Genomic DNA, 24,942 nt, shown 5'->3' with positions numbered 1-24,942 from the left:
TAGCCTTAACGGAGAGCGTTGACGAAACACCTACACCCTTTTTTCAGGAGAAAGCCATGCATAGCATTCCCGCCGCCGTACTCGATGATTTGGCCCCGCAGGGGATCCTGCGTGCGGCCATCAATCTGGGCAATCCGGTGTTGGCGCAGAGGGGGCCAGACGGCGAACCTCAGGGGGTATCAGTGACGCTGGCCAGCGCGCTGGCCCGCGAGTTGGGCGTGGCGCTGGAGTTGGTGACCTATGATGCCGCAGGCAAGGTTTTTGCCGCGTTGGAAACCGGAGACTGGAACATCGCCTTTATGGCCATCGAACCGGTGCGGGCGGCTCAGATCGCGTTCAGTGCGCCTTATGCGATCATTGAGGGGACCTATCTGGTGGCCCAGGCGTCTCCCTGGCAACAGGTTGCCGAACTTGATCGGCCCGAGGTGCGCATTGCCGTAGGCCAGGGAGCGGCTTACGACCTGTATCTGTCGCGAACCTTAAAGCAGGCGCAACTGGTACGTGCCGATACCTCCGCCGACGCGATCGCCTTGTTCCTCGAACAGGGGTTGGATGCGGCCGCGGGCGTGCGTCAGCCGTTGCTGGCTGCCGCAGCGCAAAACCCGGGGTATCGGGTGCTGGCCGGGCATTTCACTGCCATCCAGCAGGCCATGGCGGTTCCGCGACAAAAAGCGTCGGGGGCGGCCTATGTGCGTGATTTTGTGGAGCGGTGCAAGGCGAGTGGCCTGGTGCTGCAGGCTTTGCAGCGCAGCTGTCAGGGTGACGTTACCGTCGCGCCTTCTGCCTGAGGGGGAATGGCAGGGGCGCGACATACGGCGCCCCTGATAAAGCGAATAACCTTTAATTCAGCTCCACCGCGTATTGCTCCACCGGCGTGATTTTTTTGATCAGCTTGTTGTCGAACAGGAATTGTTCGTAGGCTTGATAGCGCGCTTTATCCAGCTTCGCCGGATCGGTTGCGAACAGCGGCAGGCTGGCTTGCCAGGCCTGTTTGTTCAGCTCGGTATTGAGTTCCGGATGGGCTTTGGCGAACGCCAGCCAGCTTTCCTGCGGATGGGCGTGCAGATAGTCGCTGCCTTTTTTCAGCGCCGCGAGGAATTTTTTGATTTTCGGCTCGGCCAGCGAATCGCGATTGGCGACGATAATCAGCTCGTCGTAGCTCGGCACACCGTAGTCTTCCACGTTAAACACCACCGGATCTTTGCCCTGCAGTTTCAGCTCCAGCGCTTCAATGTTGCGATAGCCGCCGATTACCGCATCGACCTGGCCCGCCAGCAGGGCGCTGGTCAGTTGGAAGTTAACGTTAATCAGTTTGGTTTCATTGGGGTTGAGGCGTTCATGCTCAAGCATGGTCGCCAAGGTGGCTTGTTCGATGCCGCTGACCGAATAGCCGATTTTTTTACCCTTAAGTCCTGCTGGGGTGGTGATGCTTTTATCCAGCGTCATCACGGTATTGAGCGGTGAGTTAATCAGGGTGCCTACGCGCACCAGCGGCAGGCCCTGATCGGCAAAAAAGTGCAGCTGCGGCTGGTAGGTGATGGCCAAATCGGCCTGTTTTGCTGCCACCAGGCGCGGCGGCAGCGCCGGGTCGGAAGGGGGCACAATCTTGACGTCCAACCCTTCGGCCTTGAAGGCGCCGATCTGCTCGGCCACCATGATGGGCGCGTGGTCGGGGTTAATATACCAGTCGAGCACCAGCGTCAGTTTTTCCGCGGCATTGGCCTGGCTTGCCAGCGTGGCGCCGAGCAGCAGCCCGCAGACGGTATTTTTAAGCATGGTTGTTACCCTTGTTGTTGTGAGGCGATCAATCATTTTCCGGTGCCCAGTCGATCAGGCGCAGCAATAGCGCGTCTACCGTCACCCATAGCAAGACGGTCATCAGCACCAAAATAAACAGCGCGGCAAAGCAGATGTCGGTCTGCATGCGCGCGTTGGCGTTAAGCATGACGTAACCCAGGCCTTCCGCCGAGCCAACCCATTCGCCGATGATGGCGCCGATAGGGGCGACGGCGGCGGCCATCCGCAGCCCGGAACCGAAAGCCGGTAGCGCTGCCATCAGCCGCACGTGACGCAGTTGGGCCCAGGGAGAAGCACGTAGGGTACTAGCCAGATCGAGATAATCGTTATTGACCCGGCGCAGCCCATCGAAGAAGGCGGAAGTCACCGGGAAGAAAATCACCAGCACCGCCATCACCACTTTGGCGCTCATACCAAAGCCGAACCACAGCACCAACAGCGGCGCCAGCGCAAACACCGGTATCGCCTGGCTGGTCAGCACCAACGGCATCAACCAGCGCTGCAGGCGCGGCGAAAAGATCATGCACAGCGCCAGCGTGGCACCGAGTAAAACCCCGGCCAGCAAACCGCAGGCGATCTCCGAGGCGGTGATCAGCGTGTGATAAGCGAGGTACGCCCGGTTGTCCCACAGCGCCTGTGCCACCGCCGAGGGGGAGGGCAACAGGAAGGCGGGGATATCGCCCAGCGTGACCAGTGCCCACAGCAGCAACAGGCCGGCGAACACCGTCAGGCTGCGACGCATCCGCGACAGACGGCTTTCAGGGAGGGTTTTCATCCGGCGGCCCTCACCAGTTGCAGCAGCAACTCGCTCTGGCTTTTCAGCAGTTGAGGATTGTCCGGCGCTCGCGGCGGTAAGCCCTCGATAACATGACTGTCGTCCAGCCCCGCCGGATAACGGGACAGCACCAGCAGGCGGTGGCTAAGGCGGCAGGCCTCCATGGGGTCGTGGGTGATCAGCAGCACGGTATGCTGCGCCAGCAGTTCGGCGGCCAACTGCTGGATCATGGCGCGGGTGATGGTATCCAGCGCGGAGAAGGGTTCATCCATCAACACAATCGGCTGGCGCTCATACAGCGTGCGGGCAATAGCGGCACGTTGACGCATGCCACCGGACAGCGCGGCAGGCAAGCTGCGGCCATAGCCGTTCAAGCCCACGCGTTCCCGCAGATGTTCCGCCCAGGCGCGGTCGACCTTTTCGCCGCGCAGCCGCGCACCGAGGCTAATATTCTCGTCAATTGTCAGCCAGGGATAGAGCAGATCCTTTTGCCCCATATAAGCGATACGTCCGGCGATCGGTAGGCCATCGCTGCCGATAACCGTACCGGAGGTGGGTTTCGCCAGCCCGGCGATGATCTTCAGCAGGCTGGTCTTCCCCGCGCCGCTGGCACCGAGCAGGGCAACGAAGCTGCCGCCGGCGATATCGAAATTCAGACCATCGAAAATCACCTGCTGACCAAAGCGCAGGGTCAGATCCCGTACCTGAATACCGGGCCGTGCATTGCCGTGCTGCGTGTCGCCGAGGCTCATTGGGCATTCAACCCCATCTGCCAGAAGGCGGATTCCAGGCGGGTGGCGGTGGTGAAAATCGCCGACAGTTCGTTCAGGCGGCTTGGGGCACCCCGCTGGAGGCCAACGTTTTCCAGCAGGTCGAGGGAGGCTTGTACGCCGCTCAGATAGGCGGGATCACCATAGTTGCGGATCCACGAGGCATAGGGATTGCCTTCCATCACGGTGTTGGGATCGTTGAGCAGGCGCAGGCCGATTTCGGCATAGCCAGCGACGCAGGGCATTAACGCTGCCAGCAGATCCAGAGCATCTCCGGCGTGGCCGATATCGAGCACATAGCGGGTGTAATTGAGGGTTTCCGGCGCTTCGGGTGCGGCGGCTATCTGCGGTTCGCTCAATCCCCAGTCGGCACAATAGGCCAGGTGCAGGGGCAGTTCGGCGACAATCGCATTGAGCGAAGCGGTAGCGGCACGCATTTCCGGCAGGGTGCGCAGTTTGCTGACCAGCAGGGCATAGGCGCGGGCAAAGTGGATCAGGAACAGATAATCCTGCGTCAGGTAGCGGCGAAAAGCGGGTTCCGGCAGCGTACCGGCGGCCAGTTGCTGAATAAAGGGGTGTGCCACATAGTCCTGCCAGTGACCGCCGGCCTGTTGGCGCAGCTTTCCGTAAAGACCGTTATCGAATAAGGGAGTAAACATGGGACCTCCAAAAGTGAGTGGAGATCCGGGCGCGCTGAGGTGAGGTATGAACAGGCAACCGCCGTGAGGGGATTGCCGACCGTCCCTTCGCTGGCATGACCCAGATCAGGTTCAAAGGGTTCGGCTTGCGCCATCTCAGCCCGTAACAGGACACCCCTCGGAGGAGCCTGTTATACGATATTTACTTTTTGATTACAATGCTCAGGCAGTGTGGCGTCGTGGCGTAAAAGGATCCGTTTAGTGCGATCGGCCACGATATTTCTGGCCGGAAGGGGGCGATTTTTGTCACTGTAATCCGGTCATTAATGAATCTAAGGATCACCCCATGAAGAAAATCGGCTTCCTTTCTTTCGGCCACTGGACGCCTTCGTCGCAGTCGGGCACCCGTTCGGCGGCAGATGCGCTGCTGCAATCCATTGATCTTGCCGTGGCGGCAGAAGAGCTGGGGGCGGATGGGGCTTATTTTCGCGTACACCACTTTGCCCGCCAGCTTGCCTCGCCATTCCCGCTGCTGGCAGCCATCGGCGCCAAAACCCAGCGTATTGAGATCGGCACCGGCGTGATCGACATGCGCTATGAAAATCCGCTTTATATGGTCGAAGATGCCTGCGCCGCCGACCTGATTTCCGGCGGGCGGCTGCAACTGGGCATCAGCCGCGGTTCTCCCGAACAGGTGATTGATGGCTGGCGTTATTTTGGTTATACGCCTGCCGAAGGCGAGACCGAAGCCGATATGGCGCGCCGCCATACCGACGTCCTGTTGGAAGCGCTGCGTGGCGAAGGCTTTGCTGAACCTAACCCGCAACCGATGTTCCCGAACCCGCCGGGCTTGCTGCGGGTAGAACCTTTCTCCGCCGGGCTGCGCGATCGCATCTGGTGGGGCGCCAGCTCAAACGCCACGGCGATCTGGGCGGCGAAGCTGGGCATGAATCTGCAAAGCTCAACGCTGAAAAACGACGAAACCGGCGAGCCTTTCCACGTGCAGCAGGCCAAGCAGATCCGCGCTTATCGCGATGCCTGGAAGGCCGCGGGTCATGCACGCCAGCCGCGGGTGTCGGTCAGCCGAAGCATCTTTGCGCTGATGAACCAGCAGGATCGCAGCTATTTCGGCAACAGCGGCCAGGACAGCGATCAGGTGGGGTATATCGATCAGCAGACTCGCGCGGTATTCGGCCGTAGCTATGCCGCCGAGCCGGAACTGCTGATCAAGCAGTTGGCGCAGGACGAAGCGATTGCCGAAGCCGATACCTTGCTGCTGACCGTGCCCAACCAGCTAGGCGTTGACTACAACGCCCACGTGATTGAGTCGATCCTGACTCATGTCGCGCCGGCGCTGGGCTGGCGCTGATGAGAGAAAACGCTTCTCAAAGCGGGAAGCGTTATTGACTTATTTTGTCGATTTTGTATTTTAAGGCCATGCATACATTTCTGATTATCGTCCCCGAAGGGGGCATGCTGTTCGAATCGGCGGGGATCGCCGACATCCTGATGCAGGCCAACCGCTTGCGGCCCGATGACGCGCCGCTCTACCAGATGGCGATAGTCACCACGCAAACTCACCGGGTGGTGCATGGCTCGTCCGGTTTGAATCTGTTGGCCGATCATCGCCTGGCGGATCTCGACCCTGAGGTGGAACGCGATACCATCATCGTTACCGGCAAAGGGGCGACCGAGGAAGAAAGCGCCTTTGTGGTGGATTGGCTCCGACGTGCGGCCCCCAAGGCGCGGCGCGTGGCGTCCGTTTGCGGTGGGGCGATGCTGCTGGCCGAAGCCGGTCTGCTGGACGGCCGCCGGGCAACCACCCATTGGCGGCTGCTGGAAACCTTGCAGGCCCGTTTCCCCAAAGTGAAGGTCGAAAATGGGCCGATCTACGTGCAGGATGGTGCGGTCTGGACCTCTGGCGGCGTCAGCTCCGGGTTCGATCTCACGCTGGCGCTGGTGGAGGACGATTACGGTTTCGTGCAGGCCCGCGAAGTGGCGCAGGATCTGGTGATGTTTTTACGCCGCCCCGGCGGGCAGGCGCAGTTCAGCCGTTACCCACTGAATCAGGCCAAAACACCGGGCCCGATCCGCGATCTGCAGAGCTGGATCCTGGAGAATCTGGCCGAGGATCTTTCCGTTGAGAAACTGGCCGAACGGGTTGCCATGAGTCCGCGCAACTTTACGCGCGTGTTCACGCGCGAAACCGGCATTTCACCCGCCAAATTTGTCGAAGAAGGGCGCTTGTACATCGCCCGCCAGCGCCTGGAACAGAGCTCACAAGGCATTGAACAAATCGCCACCAGCAGCGGTTTCGGCAATGCTCTCAATCTGCGCCGCGTTTTCGAACGGCATTTGCAACTGACCCCCACCGAATACCGCGATCGCTTCCATTCACGCACTTTGGCGTAAATTGATCTACAAACGTCATTTACGACATGCTCCCCGCGGCTTAAATTTACACCAGAGCCAATAACGAAGGAGTAGATCATGGTCAAAGTAGGCATTAATGGATTCGGCAGAATCGGCAGGAATGTTTTGCGTGCTGCGTTAGGTCGCAGCGACTTTGAAGTTGTGGCGATCAATGATTTGACCGACAGTAAAACGCTGGCGCATCTGCTGAAATACGATTCGCTCTCGGGCCGGCTGGCGGCCAGCGTCGAGGCCGGTGAAAACCAGCTGCTGCTGGACGGCAGGCCAATTCATGTCTTCTCTGAAAGAGATCCGGGCGCCATTCCATGGAAAAGCGTGGGCGTTGACGTGGTGATCGAAGCGACCGGTTTTTTTGCCGACAAAGCCAAGGCGGAAGTGCACATCACCCGTGGCGGCGCCAAGCGAGTGATTATCTCTGCGCCGGCAAAAGACGACGATATTACGATAGTGATGGGCGTTAACCAGGATCAGTACGATCCGGCCAAGCATCGGGTGGTCAGCAACGGCAGTTGTACCACCAACGGTTTGGCGCCCGCCGCGCAGGTGCTGCATCAAGCCTTTGGTATTGAGTACGGCCTGATGAATACCACCCATGCCTACACCAACAGCCAGGCGCTGCACGATCAGCCGGAAAAAGATTTACGGGGCGCCCGTGCTGCCGCGGAGTCGATTGTGCCTTACTCCAGCGGTGCGGCGAAAGCGCTCGGCAAGGTGATCCCGAGCCTGGATGGCCGCCTGACCGGTTATTCGCTACGAGTGCCGGTGCCGGTGGTCTCTATCGTCGACCTGACGGTCACGCTGAAACGCGAAGTGACCAGCGAAGAAATCAACGCCGCTTTCCGCCAGGCTGCGGAGTCAGGGCCACTGAAGGGCATTCTCGGTTACAGCGATGAGCCTTTGGTGTCGAGCGATTATAAAGGCGATCCGCGCTCGTCGATTATTGATGGGCTTTCCACGCTGGTGATCGGCGGCAAGTTGGTCAAGGTGCTTGCCTGGTACGACAACGAGTGGGGGTTCTCTAACCGCCTGGTCGATCTGGCGGTACTGATGGAAAAACGCGGGTTGTAAATGCCTCGCGGTCGAATATGTTCGTCCTTTCACTCAGGCAATAGCCCCCATCAGGGGGCTATTAAGGTCGTTGACAAAGTGCTCTGTTGTTTAATGGTAGGGGCGCTGCATGCTGCGCCCAATAGCATCATCAATGGGTTAAATCGGGTCGAACATGTTCGACCTCTACCGGTTTAGCCTTTTCGAGTGTTTGTCAGTAGTCTGAATAGCCCCCATCAGGGGGCTATTCAACGTCAATTCAGAGCTGTGCAATACGCATTAACTCTTCTTTCGCCCCAGGGGCCACCGCCAGCACCGGCCCGCCGCGCAGTAAACGTTCCCCTTCGGTATTGAACGGGTGGGTCCAGCCACCGGCTTCGTTCACCAGACAGTAACCTGCCAGACAGTCCCAGGCGTGCATGTAGGGTTCGTAATAGCCCACCAGCCGTCCTGCCGCCACCCAGGCCAACATCATGGCGCCGGAACCGTTGCGGAAGAAACTGCCGCCCACGGCGGTGATTGCGGCGGCAATTTCGCCGACGCGTTCCGGTTTAACATAGCTGTTGGCGCCAAAACCGGTGACGTGGTTTTGCATGGTGCGCTTGGGATCCACCCGCAGTGGTTTGCCGTTGAGGGTAGCCCCCGCGCCGCGCGCGGCCTTAAAACACTCCTGCTGGCAGGGGGCAACAATTACGCCGATCACCGGCTCGCCCTGATGGATCACCGCCACGGACACGCACCAGTTCGGCATGCCGTTAACGAATGGGCTGGTGCCGTCGATCGGATCCACCACCCAGGTGTAACCGGAATCGCCGGGTTGCAGGCCAAACTCTTCGCCCAGAAAACCGTCTTGCGGGAATTGGCGGGCGATGTGTTCACGGATCAGCAGTTCAACCTCGCGATCGGCAATCGAAACCACGTCTTGCGCATCGCGTTTGGTTTCAATCACCAGGCTCTCGCGGCGGTTAAAATAATCCAGCGCCTTGGCTCCGGCTTCGCGGGCCGCCTGTTCTGCCAGCGTCAGGCGCTGAGTAATCTGTTCGTTCATCTTCATTCCTTAACGTTGTTAGGATCACTGGGCAATCAGTGCCAGACCCTGAGTTTTGAAGTCAATGGCCACGCGGGTGGTCGGTGCCAATTGGCGTTCCATCTGCACATCGACAATAAACAGCGCGCCGAGATCGGTTTTTACTTCATATTCGATATGGTCCCCAAGCCAGGTGCTATGGGTGACTTCGCCGTTCAAGGCGCCGCTTTGCTCCGGCAGTAGGGTGATAAACTGCGGGCGTACCGACAGTTGCGCTGCGCCGGGACGCGCCTTGCCACCCGGTACCCGGTACTGGCGGCTGCCGAGGGTGATCAGCGCTTCGCCGCCGACCACTTGTTGTATGTCACAGGGCAGGATATTGGCCTCGCCCATAAAGTCGGCGATAAACACCGACGCCGGCGAATGGTAAAGCTCCTGCGGCGCGCCCTGTTGGGCAATATGCCCTTCTTTCATGACGATAATCTTATCGGAGACCGCCAGGGCTTCTTCCTGATCGTGGGTCACATAGACCGCCGTGAAGCCGAGGCGCTGCTGCAAATCGCGGATCTCGGTGCGGACGCGGCGACGCAGCCGTTCGTCAAGGTTGGATAAGGGTTCGTCGAGCAGCAGCACCTGCGGTTCCAGCACCAGGGCACGCGCCACGGCGATGCGCTGTTGCTGGCCGCCGGAGAGCTCAGAGGGCAGGCGTTGGCCCATGCTTTCCAGACCGACCAATTTCAGCCCTTCACGTGCCCGATCCTGTGCCTCTTTGCGCGACAGGCCGCTGGCGAGCAGGCCGTACATCACGTTATCCAGAGAGTTCATGTGCGGGAACAGCGCGTAGGATTGAAACACCATCGCGACGTCGCGCTCGTTGGCGGGCAGATGCGTGACCTCCTTGCCGCCAATCAGAATACGGCCTGAGGTCGGGTGTTCCAGACCGGCCAGCAGGCGCAGGGTAGTGGTCTTGCCGCAGCCGGAAGGGCCAAGCAGCGTCACCAGCGTGCCGGGCTCGACGGTGAGTGAAAGCCCGGGCAAGGCGGTGAAATCGGCAAACTGTTTGGTGACGTTCTCAAACACCACCGAGCCGGAACGAATGGCAGTCATACGGCATTCTCCTGATGTAAGGCCGGTGGTGGCGTCACCGGCGGTGTGGTAATACGGATGGCACGGCGCAGGCGACGTTCGCCCACCAGCAGTTGGAAAGTGAGGATCACCGCCAGCATCACCACGATAAGCACGGAGGAGTAGGCGATGGCCACGCCGTATTCCCCGTTTTCGACCAGCCCGACGATGTAGGAGGTGGCCATGTTGTACTGGGCGCTGACCAGGAAAATCACCGCGCTGATGGAGGTGATCGCGCGCACAAAGGCGTAAACCAGTGCCGCGCTGATGGCCGGTTTCAACAGCGGCAGGATCACTTTGCGCAGGGTGCGGAAACTGCTGGCGCGCAGGGTCAGCGAGGCTTCATCCAGGCTGCGATCCAACTGACTCATGGCGGCGATCCCGCCCCTGACACCGACCGGCATATTGCGGAACACAAAGCAGGCGACCAGGATCAGGGCGGTGCCGGTGATTTCCAGCGGCGGCAGGTTGTAGGCCATGATGTAACTGACGCCGATCACCGTGCCGGGGATGGCAAAGCTGAGCATCAACATAAACTCGAAGGTCTGGCGGCCGGCAAACTTCTGCCGCACGATCAGCCAGGCGGTGAGCAAGCCGACGATGGCCGTGAGCGGGGCGGCGATCAGCGCGATTTCCAACGTGGTCCAGAACGAGTTCCAGGCGACGCCGGTCCAGACGATCTGGCCGCTGTTCCAGTGGAAACCGAAGGCGCGAGCGTAATGGCCCAGCGTCAGGCTGCTGTCGAGTCCCCATGACTGCACGAAGCCGCCGATCAGGATCATGCCGTAGATGACCAGCGTGAACAGGCCCCAGGGGATCACCAACGCGTACACGCCGTAGCGCAAGCCCCGCGGCAATCCACAGTGGGTGCCGGAATCCCCTTTGCCGGTAACGGTGGCGAAGCTTTTCCCAGCCAACCACAGGCGCTGCAAAATAAAGGCGCTGAGGGTAAAGCACAGCAGGATAATCGCCAGCACGGCGGCGCGGCTCGGATCGTTTTGCGCGCCGACCACCGAGAAGAAGATTTCGGTCGACAGCACGCCGTGGCTGCCGCCCAGCACCATCGGGTTACCGAAGTCCGCCATGCTTTCGATAAAGCTGATCAGGAAGGCGTTGGCCAACCCGGGCGCCATCAGCGGCAGGGAAACGTAGCGGAAAGTGCGCCAGCGGTTGGCGCGCAGCGTTTGCGAAGCTTCTTCCAGCGAGGGGCTGACGCCTTCCACCACGCCAATCAACACCAGAAAGGCAATCGGGGTAAAGGAGAGCACCTGAGCAATCCAGATACCGGTCAGGCCATAAAGCCAGCGGCCGGGTTCAATGCCGAACACCCCGGCGAGCAGCTCGGTCACCACCCCGGCACGGCCAAACAGCAGCATCAGCGCCAGACCGATCACGAACGGCGGCGTAATGATCGGCAGCACCGTCAACATGCGCAGCCCTTTTTTGAACGGCAGCGGCGTACGAGTGGCGGCCAGGGCAAAAGCCAGGCCGAGCAGCGTGGATCCGCTGGCGGTCATCAGCGCCAGCGTCAGGGTGCGCCAGGCGGTACCGCAGCTGCCGCCCTTCAGGCAGCTCAGGCTCCAAATGGCCGGATCCTGCATATTGGCGATCAGGCCGTCGGGCTTGAACGATCCGTCCGCGTCCTGCACCGAGGCGACAAACATGCTCAGCACCGGGTAAAGCACGAAAGTGGTGACCAGCGCGACCAGCAGCACAATGGCGGCGACCACAAAGGCATCGCCCTTCAGCACGCCGCGTTCGGCCAACGCGAAAGAGAACAGCAGCAAAAATGTGGTGATCAGTAAAATAGCGCCGGCGCCAAAAGCGGGCTGGCCGTCGCTGAGTGCGCCGAACAGGTGTTCGCTCCACTGCCAGTTCCAGCCGCTGTAACCAATGGCATGGCCTTCAAACAGCAGAAACACCACACCGACCAGGCTGGCAGCGATCAGCAACTGCGAGCGAAAACGGCCAATTTTCAGCAGGCGAGCCAGTGCGCAAACCAGCAGCATCAGCAGGGCAATCGCCAGCCAGGGGCGTTGAAACGTCAGTATTTGCCACAGAGCGGGTGCACTCGCCTGATCCTGCCACAGCGTAGTTAGCCAGCCAAAGTCGAAGAACCCGGCTTCCTGGCTGTACCAGGGCAGCAACAACAGTGCCAGTGCGCCCAGCACGAGGGCCCCGTCAAGGCGGCGGTTTTGAGCATTCATCTTAACCTCGAGAGTTCATATGTCCTTCACCGCGCCCTGCATGGGCGAGCGTGACCTCGCCCGGTTTATTACAGAGCGCATCGCATGCGGGAGGGAAGGGCTTGAATTACTGGGCGCTGGCGCCGATCTCTTTATCCCAACGGCTGAGCAGGGCCTTGCGTTTTTCTGTCGCACCGTAGGTTTTAAAGTCGTAGTCGATCAGCTTGATGTTTTCGAAGCGCGGTGCGTATTCGGAAATAGCCGCGTTGCGATTTGACGGCAACTGGAAGGATTTAGCGTCTTTCATGTGCGATTGGGCGTCGGCGCTGAGCGCCCAGTCGTACCACACCTTGGCTTCCTTGAGGTTGCGCGCGCCTTTCACGATCGACATGGAGCCAATTTCAAACCCGGTCCCTTCGCAAGGTGCAACCGCCTTGATCGGGAAGCCATCGACCTGCATCGCGACGGCATCGTGCATAAAGACGATGCCGACGGTGGTTTCGCCGCGTGCCGCCGCTTTCACCGGTGCCGAGCCGGATTTGGTGTACTGCGAGATGTTGGCGTTAAGCTTTTTCAGGTAATCGAAGGCCGGCTCTTCCCCCATGATTTGCACCAGCGTGGCGAGGGTGTTGTACGCAGTGCCGGAAGAGTTCGGGTTGGCCATTTGGATTTCGCCTTTGTAAGCCGGATCCAGCAGATCGCTCCAGCAGGCGGGCACCTTGAGTTTTTTCTCTGCCAGCAGTTTGGTGTTGTAGCCCCAGCCCAGTGCCCCGGCGTAGACGCCAACGGTACGGTAGCCGGCACTTTCGGCCTGTTTGCGCGCCCAGTCGTGCTGCTGATCCAGCAGCGGTGACTGATAAGGCTGGGTTAACCCCTCGTCGGCGGCCTGCATATGCGGATCGCCGGTGCCTGCCCACCAAATATCGGTGCGCGGGTTGCGGGCTTCGGTACGAATACGTGCATAGGCTTCCCCGGCGGAGAGGCGCACCATACTGACTTTGATATCCGGGTGCTGTTTCTCAAACAGATTGGTCATTTGCTCACAGACCACCACGTCGGCGGAGCAGATCATATTCAGTTTCCCGGCAGCCTGAGCTGGCAGGGCAGAGAGTGCTGTGCCGGCGGCGAGGACCGCCATCAGAGTAACGCGTTGCATGGTGTTCTCCTTGGTTGTGTAGGGTGGCGATACGTTGTCGCCTATTCTTTTTGCACGTGTGTGCAAATAACTAGAGGATAAAAATTGCGCTGTCAATCGCGTGATGAAACAATTCAACCTACTCGTCACAAAAATGAAACAAATTGACCGCTAAAAATTTGCACAGCTTTGCAAAATGCGGCAAACTTTTCTCAGAGCGCGTAACGGATGGAAGTGAAGATGGCGATGGACAAGGCGATGATCAGTGCGAAAGACGTAGCGGAACTGGCCGGGGTCTCCCGTTCGGCGGTCTCGCGGACTTATACGCCCGGCGCAAGCGTGTCGGCGACAACCCGCGAAAGGGTGATGCGAGCGGCCGAAGAGCTGGGTTATCACGTTAATCATTTGGCGCGGGGACTGGTGCGCAACCGCAGCGGCATTGTCTGCCTGATTGTTTCGGAGCTGGCGACGCCTTATCGGGCCAGCCTGGTGCGATTACTGACCCAGCATCTGCAGGATGCGGGAAAAATCGCCATGTTGATTAACACCGATCGCTCCGATGACAGCGTGTCCCAGGCATTGCAGCAGGCGATTAACTTCCGCGCAGATGCTTCTTTTGTGCTCTCCGGCATGCCGGACAGCGGCATCGCCCGCCTGTGCCACAAACACGGACAGCGGCTGGTGCTGATCAACCGTAACGATACCTTGCCCGGCTCGCTCAGCATCCGGCTGGATAACGAAGAGGCGGCTGGCAGGGTGGTGATGGCGTTTGCCCGTGCGGGCTGCCGACGCATTGCCTTCGCCAACTCATTGGCCGGTACGCCAAGCCTGATGGCGCGTGAGCGCGGTTTTCTGCAGGCGGCGGAAGCTGCGGGGCTGGAGGTGAGCGTCGAGCGTTTTGGCACCACCTCTTATGAGAGCGGCCAGATCCTGGCGCACCGCTTGCTGACCCGGCGTGAGCGCCCTGACGCGGTATTCTGCGTCACCGATTTGCTGGCCTGCGGTTTTATGGACGAGGCGCGCCATCGTTTTGGGCTACGCATTCCGCAAGATCTATGCGTCGCGGGCTACGACGATATTCCGCAGGCGGCGTGGTCCTCTTATAACCTCACCACCTTTACCCAGCCGGTGGCGTTATTTGCTCAGGATGCGGTTTCCTGGCTGATGGCGGAAGAACAGAAGGAAGAAAATACGATGCCGACGCTGGGCCAGGAGATACCGGGTGAAACCCGGCTGTATCATGCCGATTTCGTCTGGCGCGGCACCATTCGCGGTGCCTGACACAAACCCGTTACCCATTCGGGCTTGTCAGTGTCGATCGTTCTACAATGTTCTCTGCATGCGAAGGGTAGCTAGAACGAGCCTCAAAAAGTTTGCGCGGAGTGGGATCGTATTCAAAAGGGCTCTGACAGTCTGCTTTGTGCCAGAAGCAGACCTTTCTAAAGCAATTGTGTGTCAACAAAGTGGGCGCAGGTCACGGGCTTATTTCATCGCAGGGATGTTATGGTAAATTGCTTGTCAGTTTGAATGCAGCCTAATCAAACAACCAGGGAAAGGAGAGTAATCGGTATGACGATTTTAGTGACGATACAGGCTCAACTCATTGTTGGAGAAGCGCTGGTGATAAAAAGCCTGGCTCCTGAGGGTATGCTGGCCGCCGTATTTGAAGACGACGGCCAGACCGGGTATTTCTACGCGCTTGATGAGTCCGTTGAAGGAAACCCGATTCAGGATGCAGTGTATATCTACAATGTCGAGGATATTTCAGACGGCCACATTCCTTCTGACGTTAAAATCGGCTGGTCAGAAGACAGTCAGAAGTGCGTGCTCCTTATCAACGGATATCCGCATGGAGCGTTCGATTTCGTTGGGAAAAATGGGTACTGCAGAAGTGGATTTCCTCCCCCGATAAACAAGGTATGGTCTGTGTCCGGCCATGAGTGGAGCGATTCGGTGGATGACTTTTTCCGGTGAGTTACGGCGGGCTTAACGCCTGCCGTTATTATCTATCCATATTGAAAATGTCACTCTGAAGGGGGCGGACGATTTCCTGGACTTTCAGGAGATAAACTATGTATTCAGAATGTCCGCTTCTCGCTCATAGCGGACCTGACAGCCAACTGGTCTGACAGCTTCGTGCCAGAAGCGGGAGTTGATTCTCTGAATTAATACTTGTGTTATGGCAATTCCGGGTTCCCGATAGGTTTCCCCGGAAATGAGATTAAAGCGGTACGAAGGCTTCAACAACATGCTGGAAAACGTAAGGGTCAGAAAGTAGTTCAAATTCTTCGTCGTCCGGGTAGGTGACCGCCACATGATAGTTTTCTCCGGCAAATGCCTTCACCGACTTTAGATCCTGCCAGTAAGTAGCCAGAAAAAAATGTTCCCAGCCACCCTGAGTTTCCCTGCGAACGAACGCGCCTTTGTTCCCTGATATGCTCCTTGAATGTTCTATTCCTGTTTTCTCAAGGTGCTTTGCAAAGCTTTCTGCATGTTCAAGTGGAACACAACCGTGCCAGGTCCTTACAATCATTAGCTTTCCCTCTTGTGATGGTAAAAATATAACCATACCACTGGAAGGTACTTCTTGGTGTAATTCACGAAAAGTATTCCCTCGTGAATGAATGTTATCGAACACTCCTCACTCCGGTTTATCATTCTGCTCCTTCCTCAAAGCTGCCCATCAACGCCGGTCTGCTTTAAAAACAGGCTTGGTGGGGGATGCTTTCCGTTTTGTCAGCGGATCCCTTAAACTACCTCGCGCAGGTCACAACCTATGGGCTATGACCATGCACGGCCGTAATTCTGGGTTTTTAAACGGGTGAGTTAGCGCCATTGCCGGAATGTTCATCGGCGTCTGTTGATAAAATCCCTCGATCCGATTCGCGCTGACGCGCCAGGTGCCCCGACGAACCAAGAGGGAGGGCAGCTATTCATACCAAGGAAGTAAGATGTTTTTGCCAGATTCAAGCTTTACTAAAACCGTTTATCAATCGTCATTTGCAGAATGAGTCGTCAGCTGTTTGTTGCTCTGGATGGGCCCAAGGGCGCCGGTAAAACCACACTGTTGGAAGCCATTACGAAAATACTAAGGGCAGACAACAAGAAGGTGATCCGACTTTGTGAGAAAAAAAGCGATCCCTACAGGGCGGAAACCATGGCCCTTGTTAACAAACTCGCCAGAAATCCCACTCTGGATTTGGAACTGGAGGTCTGTGCGCGCTTTGCGGAGAGCCGTGCATGGATTTCCCAGCATGTGCTGACTAAACAGCCACCGGACAGCATTATCTTGATGGATCGCTGGTATCCCTCGGATGCCGCGTTTCGTCGGATGCTTCCATTTGCCGAGATTTTACAGCTCAACATTGAACGAAACGTGCGAGCGCCAGACCTGCATGTCGGGGTTGTTACTGCGCCTGAGATCTCATGGGCGAGAGCGGCGGCTCGGCCGCGTGGGCTAAGCAGTACGGTGATTCATAAGCTGGAAGAGCATGTTGCTTGTACCCATGCGTTCGAGCGAGAAATTGCAAACCACGGCTGGTTTTTATGCCGTAATGAAGGCCTGCTCGAAGACGCAACGATGCAGGTGATTACTGAGATCTACAAAGTGTCTGGATGCCCATAGCCATCGGTTTGGCGGGCAGAGCTTACGCTACTCTTCAACTCTGCGTGAGCCTCAGAAAAGCTATACTGCTTCCTGGCCGAAAGCACTGAACACCGTTAACGCGGCATCGTTATGGATAAAATCGGATTCTGTCAAAGATTCAGTAATCCCGAACAGCAAAAAGCCCGCTTAAGTTTCCTTAAGCGGGCTTCTCTAATATGGCTCTCTGACTGGGATCGCCTTTGCCATTAACTGGCTAATAAACAAGCTAAACCTGAATCATCACTCTGTCAAGACCACCAGAATGACCACCAATAGTAGCGGGTTAAGTAAGGCTGGGTTGAGTGTACCTCGGATATGCTGTTCGTTACTTTGGTGTTCCTTGGATGGGGTGGATATGAAAGTTATCTATTCGCAGAACCGTATGGGTACAGCAACTGACGCACGTAACGAACTAAATACTGGTCGGACTCTCCGCTTTTGAGTGAAGCCACAGTTGTGGATATTATTAAAGTTGCAAATGCGTCAAAATAGATCAATGAATCGTATAGGTTTAGGCCCTAATGTGTAATACGTCCTCAACTCCTGGTGTTAGGTAAACTACAGAATGACCACGCTTTAAGCATCGTTGCCCAATACTCTGCAACAGATGAGGGAGGCAGTGGTGTGAGTCAAGAGGTATTTTATCTACCTTATCTCGATGGAACGTGACTTTAAAAGTCCTAGCTCGAACAAGTTAGCCTACTATGCGATTTGATGGAGATTCATCTGCTCACGCTGTTGGTTTATGCAGGCGTCGGACTACTTGAAGTCACCAGATTTTATAAATTGTTTGGTATTAGTTGGATATCATCGTAGAGAACAAGGAGTGCAAAAGAATGACTTACTCTGTTTCGCCGTCATCACTGCTCACCGAGTACGGCAACGACAACATATGCCGTGTTCTCGCACTTGATGGTGGCGGTGCAAAGGGCTTTTATACGCTGGGTGTCCTCAAGGAAATTGAGGCTATGCTTGGGTGCCCGTTATATAAGAGGTTTGATCTTGTATTTGGTACTAGCACCGGTGCGATTATTGCCGCGCTCATCGCTCTAGGATACGAAGTAGATCAAATACACGCGCTGTACACCGAACATGTACCACGAGTTATGTCTAGCCGGTCGGCTGCGGCAAGAACAATGGCGCTCCAAGATTTGGCTAAGGAAGTTTTTCAAGACAAGACATTCGAAGATGTCCTGATGGGTATTGGCATCGTCGCAACTCGATGGATGACCGAAAGACCAATGATCTTCAAAGGTAATGTTGTGCAGGCCCATGGTCGCAAGGGAACCTTCAGCCCAGGATTCGGGGTCAGCATCGCTGATGCAGTGCAAGCGTCTTGCTCGGCTTATCCGTTCTTCGAAAGAAAAGTGATTGTTACCGCAGCAGGAGATAAGGTTGAGTTGATCGATGGAGGTTACTGCGCAAATAACCCAACCTTGTTTGCAATCGCTGATGCCACTGTCGCTTTGAAAAAAGATCACAAGGATATCCGGGTTATAAATGTCGGTGTTGGTATCTATCCAGAACCTAAACCAGGACTCCTTATGCGGATTGCTAAGAAATGGCTCGCAGTCCAGCTGCTTCAAAAAACATTAGAGATCAACACACAATCGATGGATCAACTACGCGACATTCTATTTAAAGACATTCCGACGATTCGGATCAGTGACACATTTGAACGGCCTGAAATGGCGACAGATTTACTTGAGTACAAATTAGATAAACTAAATACCCTTCGACAGCGTGGTAGAGAGTCTTTTGGAGCTCGTGAGGCGCAATTAAGGGAATTTCTGATATGAGAGAGGTGAAATAATATGGGAATACCTGAATCACAGCTCGATACATGGTCCCACCAAGGATCTATTACGCAATCTGCTTCAACTTATAAAATTATAAAAAATGCATTAGAGAGCGCAAACGCTGAGTATCATGGAAAGAATTTTAAAGTTTTCCTTCAGGGCTCCTATGGAAACGATACTAACATTTATGCTGAAAGTGATGTTGATGTAGTCATATGTCTTGATGATGTCTACTACAGTGACCTCACACAGCTTTCACCAGAAGACAAAGAAGCGTACGACCGCGCATTTGTTCCCGCAACCTATTCATATAATCAATTCAAGCAAGATGTGCTTAGGGCCCTCACAGAGCGCTTTGGGGCTGATGTTAAGGTGGGAGATAAGGCCATAGTTATAGCGGCAAATGGAGGTAGGCGCAAAGCTGACGTTATTACATCAATGCAGTTTCGTCGTTATTGGAAATTTAAGGGGGATTACGACTCACAATACGATGAGGGCATCTGTTTCTTTAATGGCGATGGTGAACAGATTGCCAATTACCCCAAGCAGCATTCAGAAAATCTCACCTTAAAACATCAGGCCAGTAATAAATGGCTAAAGCCAATGGTGCGAGTACTGAAAAACCTTCGAAGTAAACTGATTGCTGACGGAAAACTGAAATCAGGGCTTGCACCTTCCTATTATCTTGAAGGGTTGCTCTACAACGTGCCAAACGAAAAGTTTGGCACTAGTTATGCTGATTGCTTTGTCAATACTATGAATTGGATACAGACAGAAGCAGATAAAGACAAGCTGCTATGCGCCAATGAGCAGTATTACTTGTTTTGGGAGGGGACACATACCTCATGGGAGAAAGACGATGCGGAAGCGTTTATCGACGCTGCAATAAAAATGTGGAATGAATGGTGATGTGAGTCGATAAAACTGCTGGTCTTACGGCACGGCAAATAGCAAGCAGGAGAAATCAAGGTGGCAGGTAGCATCATTAACCTTTTTATGTGGGGATATCAGGACAGCTACAGAATTGACATCCAGATTCTGGCACGTAATGTACTGAAAAAATTGGGGGCACCAGCTGATGCAGAAGTGCTGCTTGTTGGTGCTCGCCGCCCCGGTAGTAAAAATGCGAATCCGATATGCGTAGAACCAGAAGATGGTAAGTGGCATCTATCTTTATTTAAAGGATTGCTGGATTCAGTTGAATCGATTTACAAGAGTCATCGGTTACAGAGCATGATTTTTGGTGATGAGCCAAGCATGCGCGACAAGCCAGAGTGGATGCGTCGCGACTCAGTGCGAACATCGGTTAGTAAGGTACTTGAAGCTTTTGATACCGAGCATAACGTAATGTCATTTTGCGGAGAGTCTAGGCGAATAGACGACTATTATGTCACTCCAGTCATACAGATTCCACACGACACTTTCGAGAAATTCCCTCCTTTGCTCTCCAAGTCTGTTGACGAAAACCAACAAGGACATGGATTTCGCAGTCTGATACATGCAGCGATGTATGCGATTCTTCGTGAGGCTACCGAGGAATTACATAACCCTGAGCCAGGGCGATTTACCCATGGCAGCATGAGAGATGCCGAGGAAATAATACGGATTGCTGCAAAAGACTTTCTGCACACCGCAGGCCTTTCGATCGAACGAAGATACATTCATACTGATCTTTTCGATGCTTTGAACCTTGTCTCCTCTCTTATGTACGAGGGGACGAAAGGCATAGGCCAGCTTATTCTCGTCGATCCAGATAACGATGCAGTTGAGTTCCTGGCGAAGTTTGTTGAGCCAGTTCCCTTTCGTGAACCACGATGGGTCCGGAAAGTCTTGCAGATGGCGGCATCAGGCGTCGGCATTATCGCAAATAGTCAGTACATCTATGGACTTGGGAGACTAAAGGAGTCACACGCCCCCAGTGCACAGGATGCGTTCACGGTAGATTTTATAGATCATTATCACTGGCAGTTCTACTGTGGTAACCAAGCACTTCTTCTCAGTCAATATGCTGTGCCCAAACTTCCACAGGAGCCCTTTGACAAGGCCGCCTTCCTGGCAAATTACGCGAGGCTATTTCCGTTGTCGTCACAAGATAGCGGATTGCACTTGTGGAACCTTCTGATGACCCAAAGCAGTCAGGAGCATGGGAGCATGATTGTCGTTGCGGAAGATGCGGCCAGCGAGGCGAATCGACTTTGCAAGCAAGGTACTAGCATTGTGCCAACTAGGCTCACTGAATCACTCCTTCGAAGTGTCAGCGGTATCGATGGAACAATACTGCTTGATCCTGCTGGTCTCTGTCATGCTATCGGGATTATTCTTGACGGTGAAGCGACCGATGAGTGTACGCCATCAAGGGGGTCTCGGTATAATTCCGGCGTGCGTTACGTACAAACTAGCAGCTCTCGAAGGCTTGCGATCGTCGTGTCGGATGATCGGACGGTCGATATCATTCCTCCAATCAAGCGACTGTGTAGTCGTTCAAGAATAGAACAATGTGTCGTAACACTGGAGGCGGCAACGCTCGACAACTATCATGATTCTCGGAATTGGTTAAACGAGCATCGCTTCTATATCAACGCTGAGCAATGCGCTCGAATTAATACCGTACTCGACAAGCTAGATGCCCTTCCAAAAGAAGTAGGTCTTATCTATTTTAAAACTGAGAGATTTGAAGTTGAATCTGAGATGGACGAAAGCTATCTCATAGACTGATCGAATACCGCAACGTGATGTAAAATATAGGTACCCCATGCCAATATTGTGGCCTAACGCTTGTTGGCGTAGCCAGGAATGTTCTCGTAGTCAGCCTTATCGTTAGGAATTTGCTTGCCTATGCCGAGGGGCTTCACGTTAGATCAGGCGGGCCTAAAGAGTTTGGTACATCGGACTACGCTGGCAGATAGTGCCTTGAGATGTTACATAGCGCAAAGAGCCATAAAATTAGGGAAAGTTAGTTTATTCTTCTTCGTTTCAGGTGCGGGCTTCCCTTTAATTGGAGTTAAAATTTATAATTTTAATTATTTAAGGTTAAATCAATGATTTGTTATAAATAAAAGTGTTTTATACTAATTGTAAAAGCACTGATTATTTGTACATTGAAAAGAAAAAACAGACATATCTTATAGATATATTCTCTGGTGATGAGGTTGGCAATGTCTGAATTGAACGTAGTCAATGACCATGGAGTTCGGTTACTCAGCCTAAATGGTGGTGGGGCAAGAGGGATGTTTACAATCAGTGTGCTTGCTGAGATTGACAGGATACTTGCCTCCAGTCACCCTGACCAGGAAATCAGAATTTGCGATTAGGCATAAAAAATGGTAGTGATATAAAAAGTATAATAGAGAAGTAAACGGTAGATAAAATTTTTGAATTTTACTCATCTTTCAGATGTTAGTTATTTTTTCAGTGTGGTTAGTGTGTTAAAAGAAATTTAATATAATGGCTATCTTGTAGTGTCTAATGGGGTGGCGAAAAAAACACCACTCTGATTGCCCTCGAAATTATATACAAGTGGTGTCTCCCATAGCGTTCAGTCTCGATAAAATAGATGAGTGTGCAGGGGGGATCTAGGGAAAGCGGCTACTGAAAGGAGTTTACCCATAGTTAATATCTCCGTGGCGCAAATTGTTTTTTATTTTAAAAAAGACTATGGTTGATTATGGTAATTTAAGTATCCCGATAGCTAATAAAAAGATATATCAGAGTCAGTGTTGAGTGATATTCTTTTTATTGATATCCTTCCCACAGACTTTCTATCTGTATAATATCGACCAGAAAGTTGAAGCGCATTGTTATTTTCGATTACGTCGAATATGGTCGACCCAATATACTCGCTCCAGTTAGGGTTTTTAGGGGTTGATTTATATACATAGTACAATTTGTTGTTATCCAGTTCCTTAGTTGGCGTTGCTTCTAGTGTAACAGATTTAACTGTGGGGCCGTGCATTTCTATCTTTGTTACAAGGAGTGCTTGCTTTATTTTTGCGCGAACTTCAAATTCATTATTTGTTTCTGTGATTACATGTCCTACCCAAATTCCATTCAAGTCAGGATACATGTCTTTCTTGAAAAATCTTATTGTTCCCCATATTAGTCTTGATATCTTTGATGAAAGGAGAAAAAAGTTTATGACAATGGATGCTAATGATGATATTGATAGCAATTTGAACAGGCTTAAGTCAGAAGACAGAACTGTATTAAAGATCCAAAATGAAAGTATTGTGACAAGCAGAGAAATTATTGATACCGTTTTTAACAACCAGTCAAATCTTATTATTCTAAACATTTTGCACCATTATAATATGTCTTTGTAAATAGAAATCATATTCTTACCGTTGCTTTTAGAATTTAACAGCGCAATATAAGCTTCTCTTAGATTCGCTCCCACACCAGCCGAAAATGTAATTTCGTCAAAGGAATAGGATTTTATCTTATCAAAAACAAGGTTAAGATTAACTTCATTTTCTGTTTTTGCTGTAACACCATCTGCGGCTTGGAAAATTATCTCAAATCCATTGGACGATAGCATTTTAGATATTTTTTTTGTGGTGTCATTTAATTTGTTGCTTATGTGCATCAGCCTTTCTTCTGAGTTGGATAAGTATGATGCGGTTATTTTTCTTCCAACATCATCGCCATCTATCGCTATGTACATATTAACTCCAAACTGTCATGAATTTTTATCTTACTGATTATTATATCAACTCTGAATGCTTAGTTGCAAATGAATTTATTTACTTAAAAACGTTGCTGTGTAAGTCATATCTATACTCGACACAAAATGTGGTTTCCATTTTGTGTTTTTTAATATTAATAAGTTTAATCCTGCGTCTTGTTAAATGAATCAAGTGTGTTGCGGTTTTATATGTTCATTATGTGGATTGATTAAATTATTCTGCTTGTAATCTACACTTAAAATATAATTATTAACTCTTTACACTAAATATTTCTCATGAGATTGGCATTAAAATCAAGTGAGATAATATACTTGTGAAGCCCTTTTAGAATGGTTCCATGGTTAGAGCGCTGTGGCCAGTTTCAAGAAACCTCTTACCACAGAACTAGGTGGTGAATAGACTGTATGCTGCGTTCAATAATGAGGCTGCCCGGCCCCGGTTGTAAGTGATGCCGGAACGAGACAATTAATTTAAGAACAAACCGCCCCCGGTTACCAGGATCGTCTCGCCCGGCAGGAAAGCATGCTCACACCAACATGATGCTCCTGTCAGTGCCTGTCCTCGGCTCAACACCACCAAATCTACTTTTCACCACTGCGGTGTAAGGGGCGCTAAGCCCGGATATGCAGGGGCAAGTTTTTTCTCCTGTGCGCTTTTCGTTCTTCATATCTGCTTCCGGTTAATCGTTTCCCAACACAACCCGTCCCGCAAGGGTAAATAGCACGCATGCTGCGCCCTTGCAGGGCAGAACGATGCCGGGAAAGCGAACCGTCAGGCGACACAAAGACGAAAATCACACGACTGATGGAGAACAATCATGACTATTTCCCTGCATACCACCCGGACAAGCGCTCCTAACACCGCAGCGGCGACCAGCGTATCCTCGCTGGACTCGTCAGGCTCCTCAAAAACGAAATTTTCTAAAACCAGAACCGACATTTACCAGACTGTTACTGACAACATTATTGCAGCGCTGGAAGCCGGTGTGAAACCGTGGTCTTGCCCGTGGCAACGAGTGCCGGGTATGTCTGGGGTGCCTTCCAATTTCGCAACCGGTATCGCGTATAGCGGAATGAATATCATGCTGTTGTGGTGCAGTGCGTCAAAACAGGGCTTCGGTGATTCACGGTGGATGACCTACAAACAGGCGCAGGCAGTAGGCGGGCAGGTTCGAAAAGGTGAACACTGCACGACAGCCATTTTCTATACAACCTTAGAGAAAGAAAACGAAGACGGCGAAATCGACCAGATCCCAATGTTGAAAACCTTCAATGTGTTCAATGTTGAACAAATTGATGGCCTTCCGCTGACCACTGAAACAGTTAACCCAGAAGCAACCTTTGCCCCGTTGTCGGAGGCTGAAAATCTGTTCCGAAATAGCGGCGCAAACATCATCGAGAAAGGGCAAAGCGCCTTTTTCCAACCATCAACTGATGAAGTCCGGCTACCGGAGCGCCATCTGTTTTCAGATGCGGCTAATTTCTACGCTACCGGCCTGCATGAGCTGGTTCACTGGAGCGGTGGTAAAAAAAGGCTTAGCCGTGAAATGAAAGGAAAATTTGGCAGTGGGGATTATGCGTTTGAGGAGTTGATCGCCGAGTTAGGAAGCGCGTTTCTGATGGCGGATCTCGGGATTGTCGGAAAGGTCCAGCACGAAAGCTATATTGCTTCCTGGCTGAAAGCACTGAAGAACGACAAACGATATATTTTCAAAGCCGCTAGTGTGGCATCAAAAGCGCATCGTTATTTGATGGATAAAGCTTGAGGGCAGGGTAAGAAACCATAAAGGAATGCGGCTTTGACCATATATTTCTATGGGAAGAGTCGTGGTGGTGTTAAAGGTATAACCTCCCTGCGAATTTTTCGTGGCACGGTGTGTCAG

22 protein-coding genes, 1 pseudogene and 1 riboswitch are annotated in these 24,942 nt (G+C 53.4%); of the genes and pseudogenes, 12 read left to right on the top strand and 11 right to left on the bottom strand.

From position 1 onward, the window contains the following. Window positions 1-56 precede the first annotated feature (56 nt). A complete protein-coding gene (locus EBA31_RS17045; protein WP_122079810.1) occupies window positions 57-788 on the top strand; it encodes an ABC transporter substrate-binding protein in 732 nt (243 codons plus the stop codon). A gap of 52 nt (window positions 789-840) precedes the next feature. Here the strand turns inward: EBA31_RS17045 and EBA31_RS17040 are convergent, their stop codons facing one another. The 4 genes from EBA31_RS17040 to tenA are packed head-to-tail and all read right to left on the bottom strand — an operon-like array spanning window position 841 to window position 4,001. Beyond that, window positions 841-1,776: an ABC transporter substrate-binding protein gene (locus tag EBA31_RS17040; RefSeq protein WP_122079809.1), complete on the bottom strand. Its 936-nt coding sequence runs from the start codon at window positions 1,774-1,776 to the stop codon at window positions 841-843. A gap of 28 nt (window positions 1,777-1,804) precedes the next feature. Further along, window positions 1,805-2,572, bottom strand: a complete 768-nt coding sequence (locus EBA31_RS17035; protein ID WP_122079808.1) for an ABC transporter permease — start codon at window positions 2,570-2,572, stop codon at window positions 1,805-1,807. Then, window positions 2,569-3,324 carry an ABC transporter ATP-binding protein gene (locus EBA31_RS17030; RefSeq protein ID WP_116690190.1) on the bottom strand — a complete coding sequence of 252 codons (756 nt, stop codon included), beginning with the start codon at window positions 3,322-3,324 and terminating at the stop codon, window positions 2,569-2,571. The genes EBA31_RS17035 and EBA31_RS17030 overlap by 4 nt, the downstream gene beginning before the upstream one ends. After that, complete coding sequence (gene tenA, locus EBA31_RS17025; RefSeq protein ID WP_116690191.1) at window positions 3,321-4,001, bottom strand: thiaminase II; 681 nt, start codon at window positions 3,999-4,001, stop codon at window positions 3,321-3,323. Before tenA ends, EBA31_RS17030 begins: the two co-directional genes overlap by 4 nt. A 65-nt stretch (window positions 4,002-4,066) precedes the next feature. Further along, window positions 4,067-4,169: riboswitch (TPP riboswitch) on the bottom strand. A gap of 157 nt (window positions 4,170-4,326) precedes the next feature. Here tenA and EBA31_RS17020 point away from each other — a divergent pair. The 3 genes from EBA31_RS17020 (at window position 4,327) to gap (ending at window position 7,481) form a co-directional block, all read left to right on the top strand. Continuing rightward, window positions 4,327-5,349 carry an LLM class flavin-dependent oxidoreductase gene (locus EBA31_RS17020; protein WP_046373166.1) on the top strand — a complete coding sequence of 341 codons (1,023 nt, stop codon included), beginning with the start codon at window positions 4,327-4,329 and terminating at the stop codon, window positions 5,347-5,349. A 68-nt stretch (window positions 5,350-5,417) separates the two neighbouring features. Next, window positions 5,418-6,392: a GlxA family transcriptional regulator gene (locus EBA31_RS17015; RefSeq protein ID WP_041415496.1), complete on the top strand. Its 975-nt coding sequence runs from the start codon at window positions 5,418-5,420 to the stop codon at window positions 6,390-6,392. A gap of 78 nt (window positions 6,393-6,470) precedes the next feature. After that, window positions 6,471-7,481, top strand: a complete 1,011-nt coding sequence (gene gap / locus EBA31_RS17010) for a type I glyceraldehyde-3-phosphate dehydrogenase (protein WP_044552338.1) — start codon at window positions 6,471-6,473, stop codon at window positions 7,479-7,481. A 238-nt stretch (window positions 7,482-7,719) separates the two neighbouring features. Here gap and EBA31_RS17005 read toward each other — a convergent pair whose 3' ends face one another. The 4 genes from EBA31_RS17005 to EBA31_RS16990 all read right to left on the bottom strand — a co-directional run bounded on the left by EBA31_RS17005 (window position 7,720) and on the right by EBA31_RS16990 (window position 12,954). After that, window positions 7,720-8,508, bottom strand: a complete 789-nt coding sequence (locus EBA31_RS17005; RefSeq protein WP_046373168.1) for an inositol monophosphatase family protein — start codon at window positions 8,506-8,508, stop codon at window positions 7,720-7,722. Window positions 8,509-8,532: 24 nt separating this feature from the next. Then, window positions 8,533-9,594 (bottom strand): ABC transporter ATP-binding protein, encoded by a 1,062-nt coding sequence (locus EBA31_RS17000; protein WP_122079807.1) that lies wholly within the window; start codon window positions 9,592-9,594, stop codon window positions 8,533-8,535. After that, window positions 9,591-11,819, bottom strand: coding sequence for an iron ABC transporter permease (locus EBA31_RS16995; protein WP_122079806.1), 2,229 nt, complete (start codon window positions 11,817-11,819; stop codon window positions 9,591-9,593). Before EBA31_RS16995 ends, EBA31_RS17000 begins: the two co-directional genes overlap by 4 nt. Window positions 11,820-11,925: 106 nt before the next feature. After that, window positions 11,926-12,954: an ABC transporter substrate-binding protein gene (locus tag EBA31_RS16990; protein ID WP_020827657.1), complete on the bottom strand. Its 1,029-nt coding sequence runs from the start codon at window positions 12,952-12,954 to the stop codon at window positions 11,926-11,928. A gap of 219 nt (window positions 12,955-13,173) precedes the next feature. Between EBA31_RS16990 and EBA31_RS16985 the strand changes: the two genes are divergently transcribed. Both EBA31_RS16985 and EBA31_RS16980 read left to right on the top strand, forming a co-directional pair. Further along, on the top strand, window positions 13,174-14,214 hold the full coding sequence (locus EBA31_RS16985) for a LacI family DNA-binding transcriptional regulator (RefSeq protein ID WP_020827656.1): 1,041 nt from the start codon (window positions 13,174-13,176) through the stop codon (window positions 14,212-14,214). 288 nt (window positions 14,215-14,502) lie between these two features. Further along, window positions 14,503-14,907 carry a DUF2251 domain-containing protein gene (locus tag EBA31_RS16980; RefSeq protein ID WP_122079805.1) on the top strand — a complete coding sequence of 135 codons (405 nt, stop codon included), beginning with the start codon at window positions 14,503-14,505 and terminating at the stop codon, window positions 14,905-14,907. Between the two features lie 247 nt (window positions 14,908-15,154). On the opposite strand, the gene EBA31_RS16975 is transcribed toward EBA31_RS16980, so the two are convergent. Then, window positions 15,155-15,466: a hypothetical protein gene (locus EBA31_RS16975; protein WP_116690198.1), complete on the bottom strand. Its 312-nt coding sequence runs from the start codon at window positions 15,464-15,466 to the stop codon at window positions 15,155-15,157. 474 nt (window positions 15,467-15,940) lie between these two features. On the opposite strand from EBA31_RS16975, the gene EBA31_RS16970 reads away from it, so the two are divergent. The 5 genes and pseudogenes from EBA31_RS16970 to EBA31_RS16950 all read left to right on the top strand — a co-directional run. Further along, window positions 15,941-16,558 (top strand): dTMP kinase, encoded by a 618-nt coding sequence (locus EBA31_RS16970; RefSeq protein ID WP_122079804.1) that lies wholly within the window; start codon window positions 15,941-15,943, stop codon window positions 16,556-16,558. Window positions 16,559-17,415: 857 nt separating this feature from the next. Continuing rightward, a complete protein-coding gene (locus tag EBA31_RS16965) occupies window positions 17,416-18,378 on the top strand; it encodes a patatin-like phospholipase family protein (protein ID WP_122079803.1) in 963 nt (320 codons plus the stop codon). 15 nt (window positions 18,379-18,393) lie between these two features. Continuing rightward, window positions 18,394-19,287 (top strand): nucleotidyltransferase, encoded by an 894-nt coding sequence (locus EBA31_RS16960; protein WP_122079802.1) that lies wholly within the window; start codon window positions 18,394-18,396, stop codon window positions 19,285-19,287. A gap of 60 nt (window positions 19,288-19,347) precedes the next feature. Then, the gene (locus EBA31_RS16955; protein ID WP_122079801.1) at window positions 19,348-21,093 is read left to right on the top strand and encodes a hypothetical protein; all 1,746 of its coding nucleotides are present in this window, start codon (window positions 19,348-19,350) and stop codon (window positions 21,091-21,093) included. 440 nt (window positions 21,094-21,533) lie between these two features. After that, a pseudogene (locus tag EBA31_RS16950) lies at window positions 21,534-21,647 on the top strand (patatin); the annotation flags it as partial. 419 nt (window positions 21,648-22,066) lie between these two features. On the opposite strand, the gene EBA31_RS26830 reads toward EBA31_RS16950, so the two are convergent. Together EBA31_RS26830 and EBA31_RS16935 are read right to left on the bottom strand one after the other, a co-directional pair. Beyond that, window positions 22,067-22,669: a hypothetical protein gene (locus tag EBA31_RS26830; RefSeq protein WP_162302904.1), complete on the bottom strand. Its 603-nt coding sequence runs from the start codon at window positions 22,667-22,669 to the stop codon at window positions 22,067-22,069. A gap of 9 nt (window positions 22,670-22,678) precedes the next feature. Further along, window positions 22,679-23,038: a mCpol domain-containing protein gene (locus tag EBA31_RS16935; protein WP_122079799.1), complete on the bottom strand. Its 360-nt coding sequence runs from the start codon at window positions 23,036-23,038 to the stop codon at window positions 22,679-22,681. 839 nt (window positions 23,039-23,877) lie between these two features. Between EBA31_RS16935 and EBA31_RS16930 the strand changes: the two genes are divergently transcribed. Beyond that, entirely contained in the window at window positions 23,878-24,825 is a 948-nt protein-coding gene (locus EBA31_RS16930) for an ArdC family protein (RefSeq protein ID WP_122079798.1), read from the top strand. Window positions 24,826-24,942: the final 117 nt, after the last annotated feature.

The organism is Serratia sp. P2ACOL2, assembly GCF_003691565.1.
Lineage (GTDB): Bacteria > Pseudomonadota > Gammaproteobacteria > Enterobacterales > Enterobacteriaceae > Serratia > Serratia liquefaciens.
Note: the sequence above shows the minus strand (reverse complement) of the source record. Positions and strands in the feature narration are given on the sequence as shown.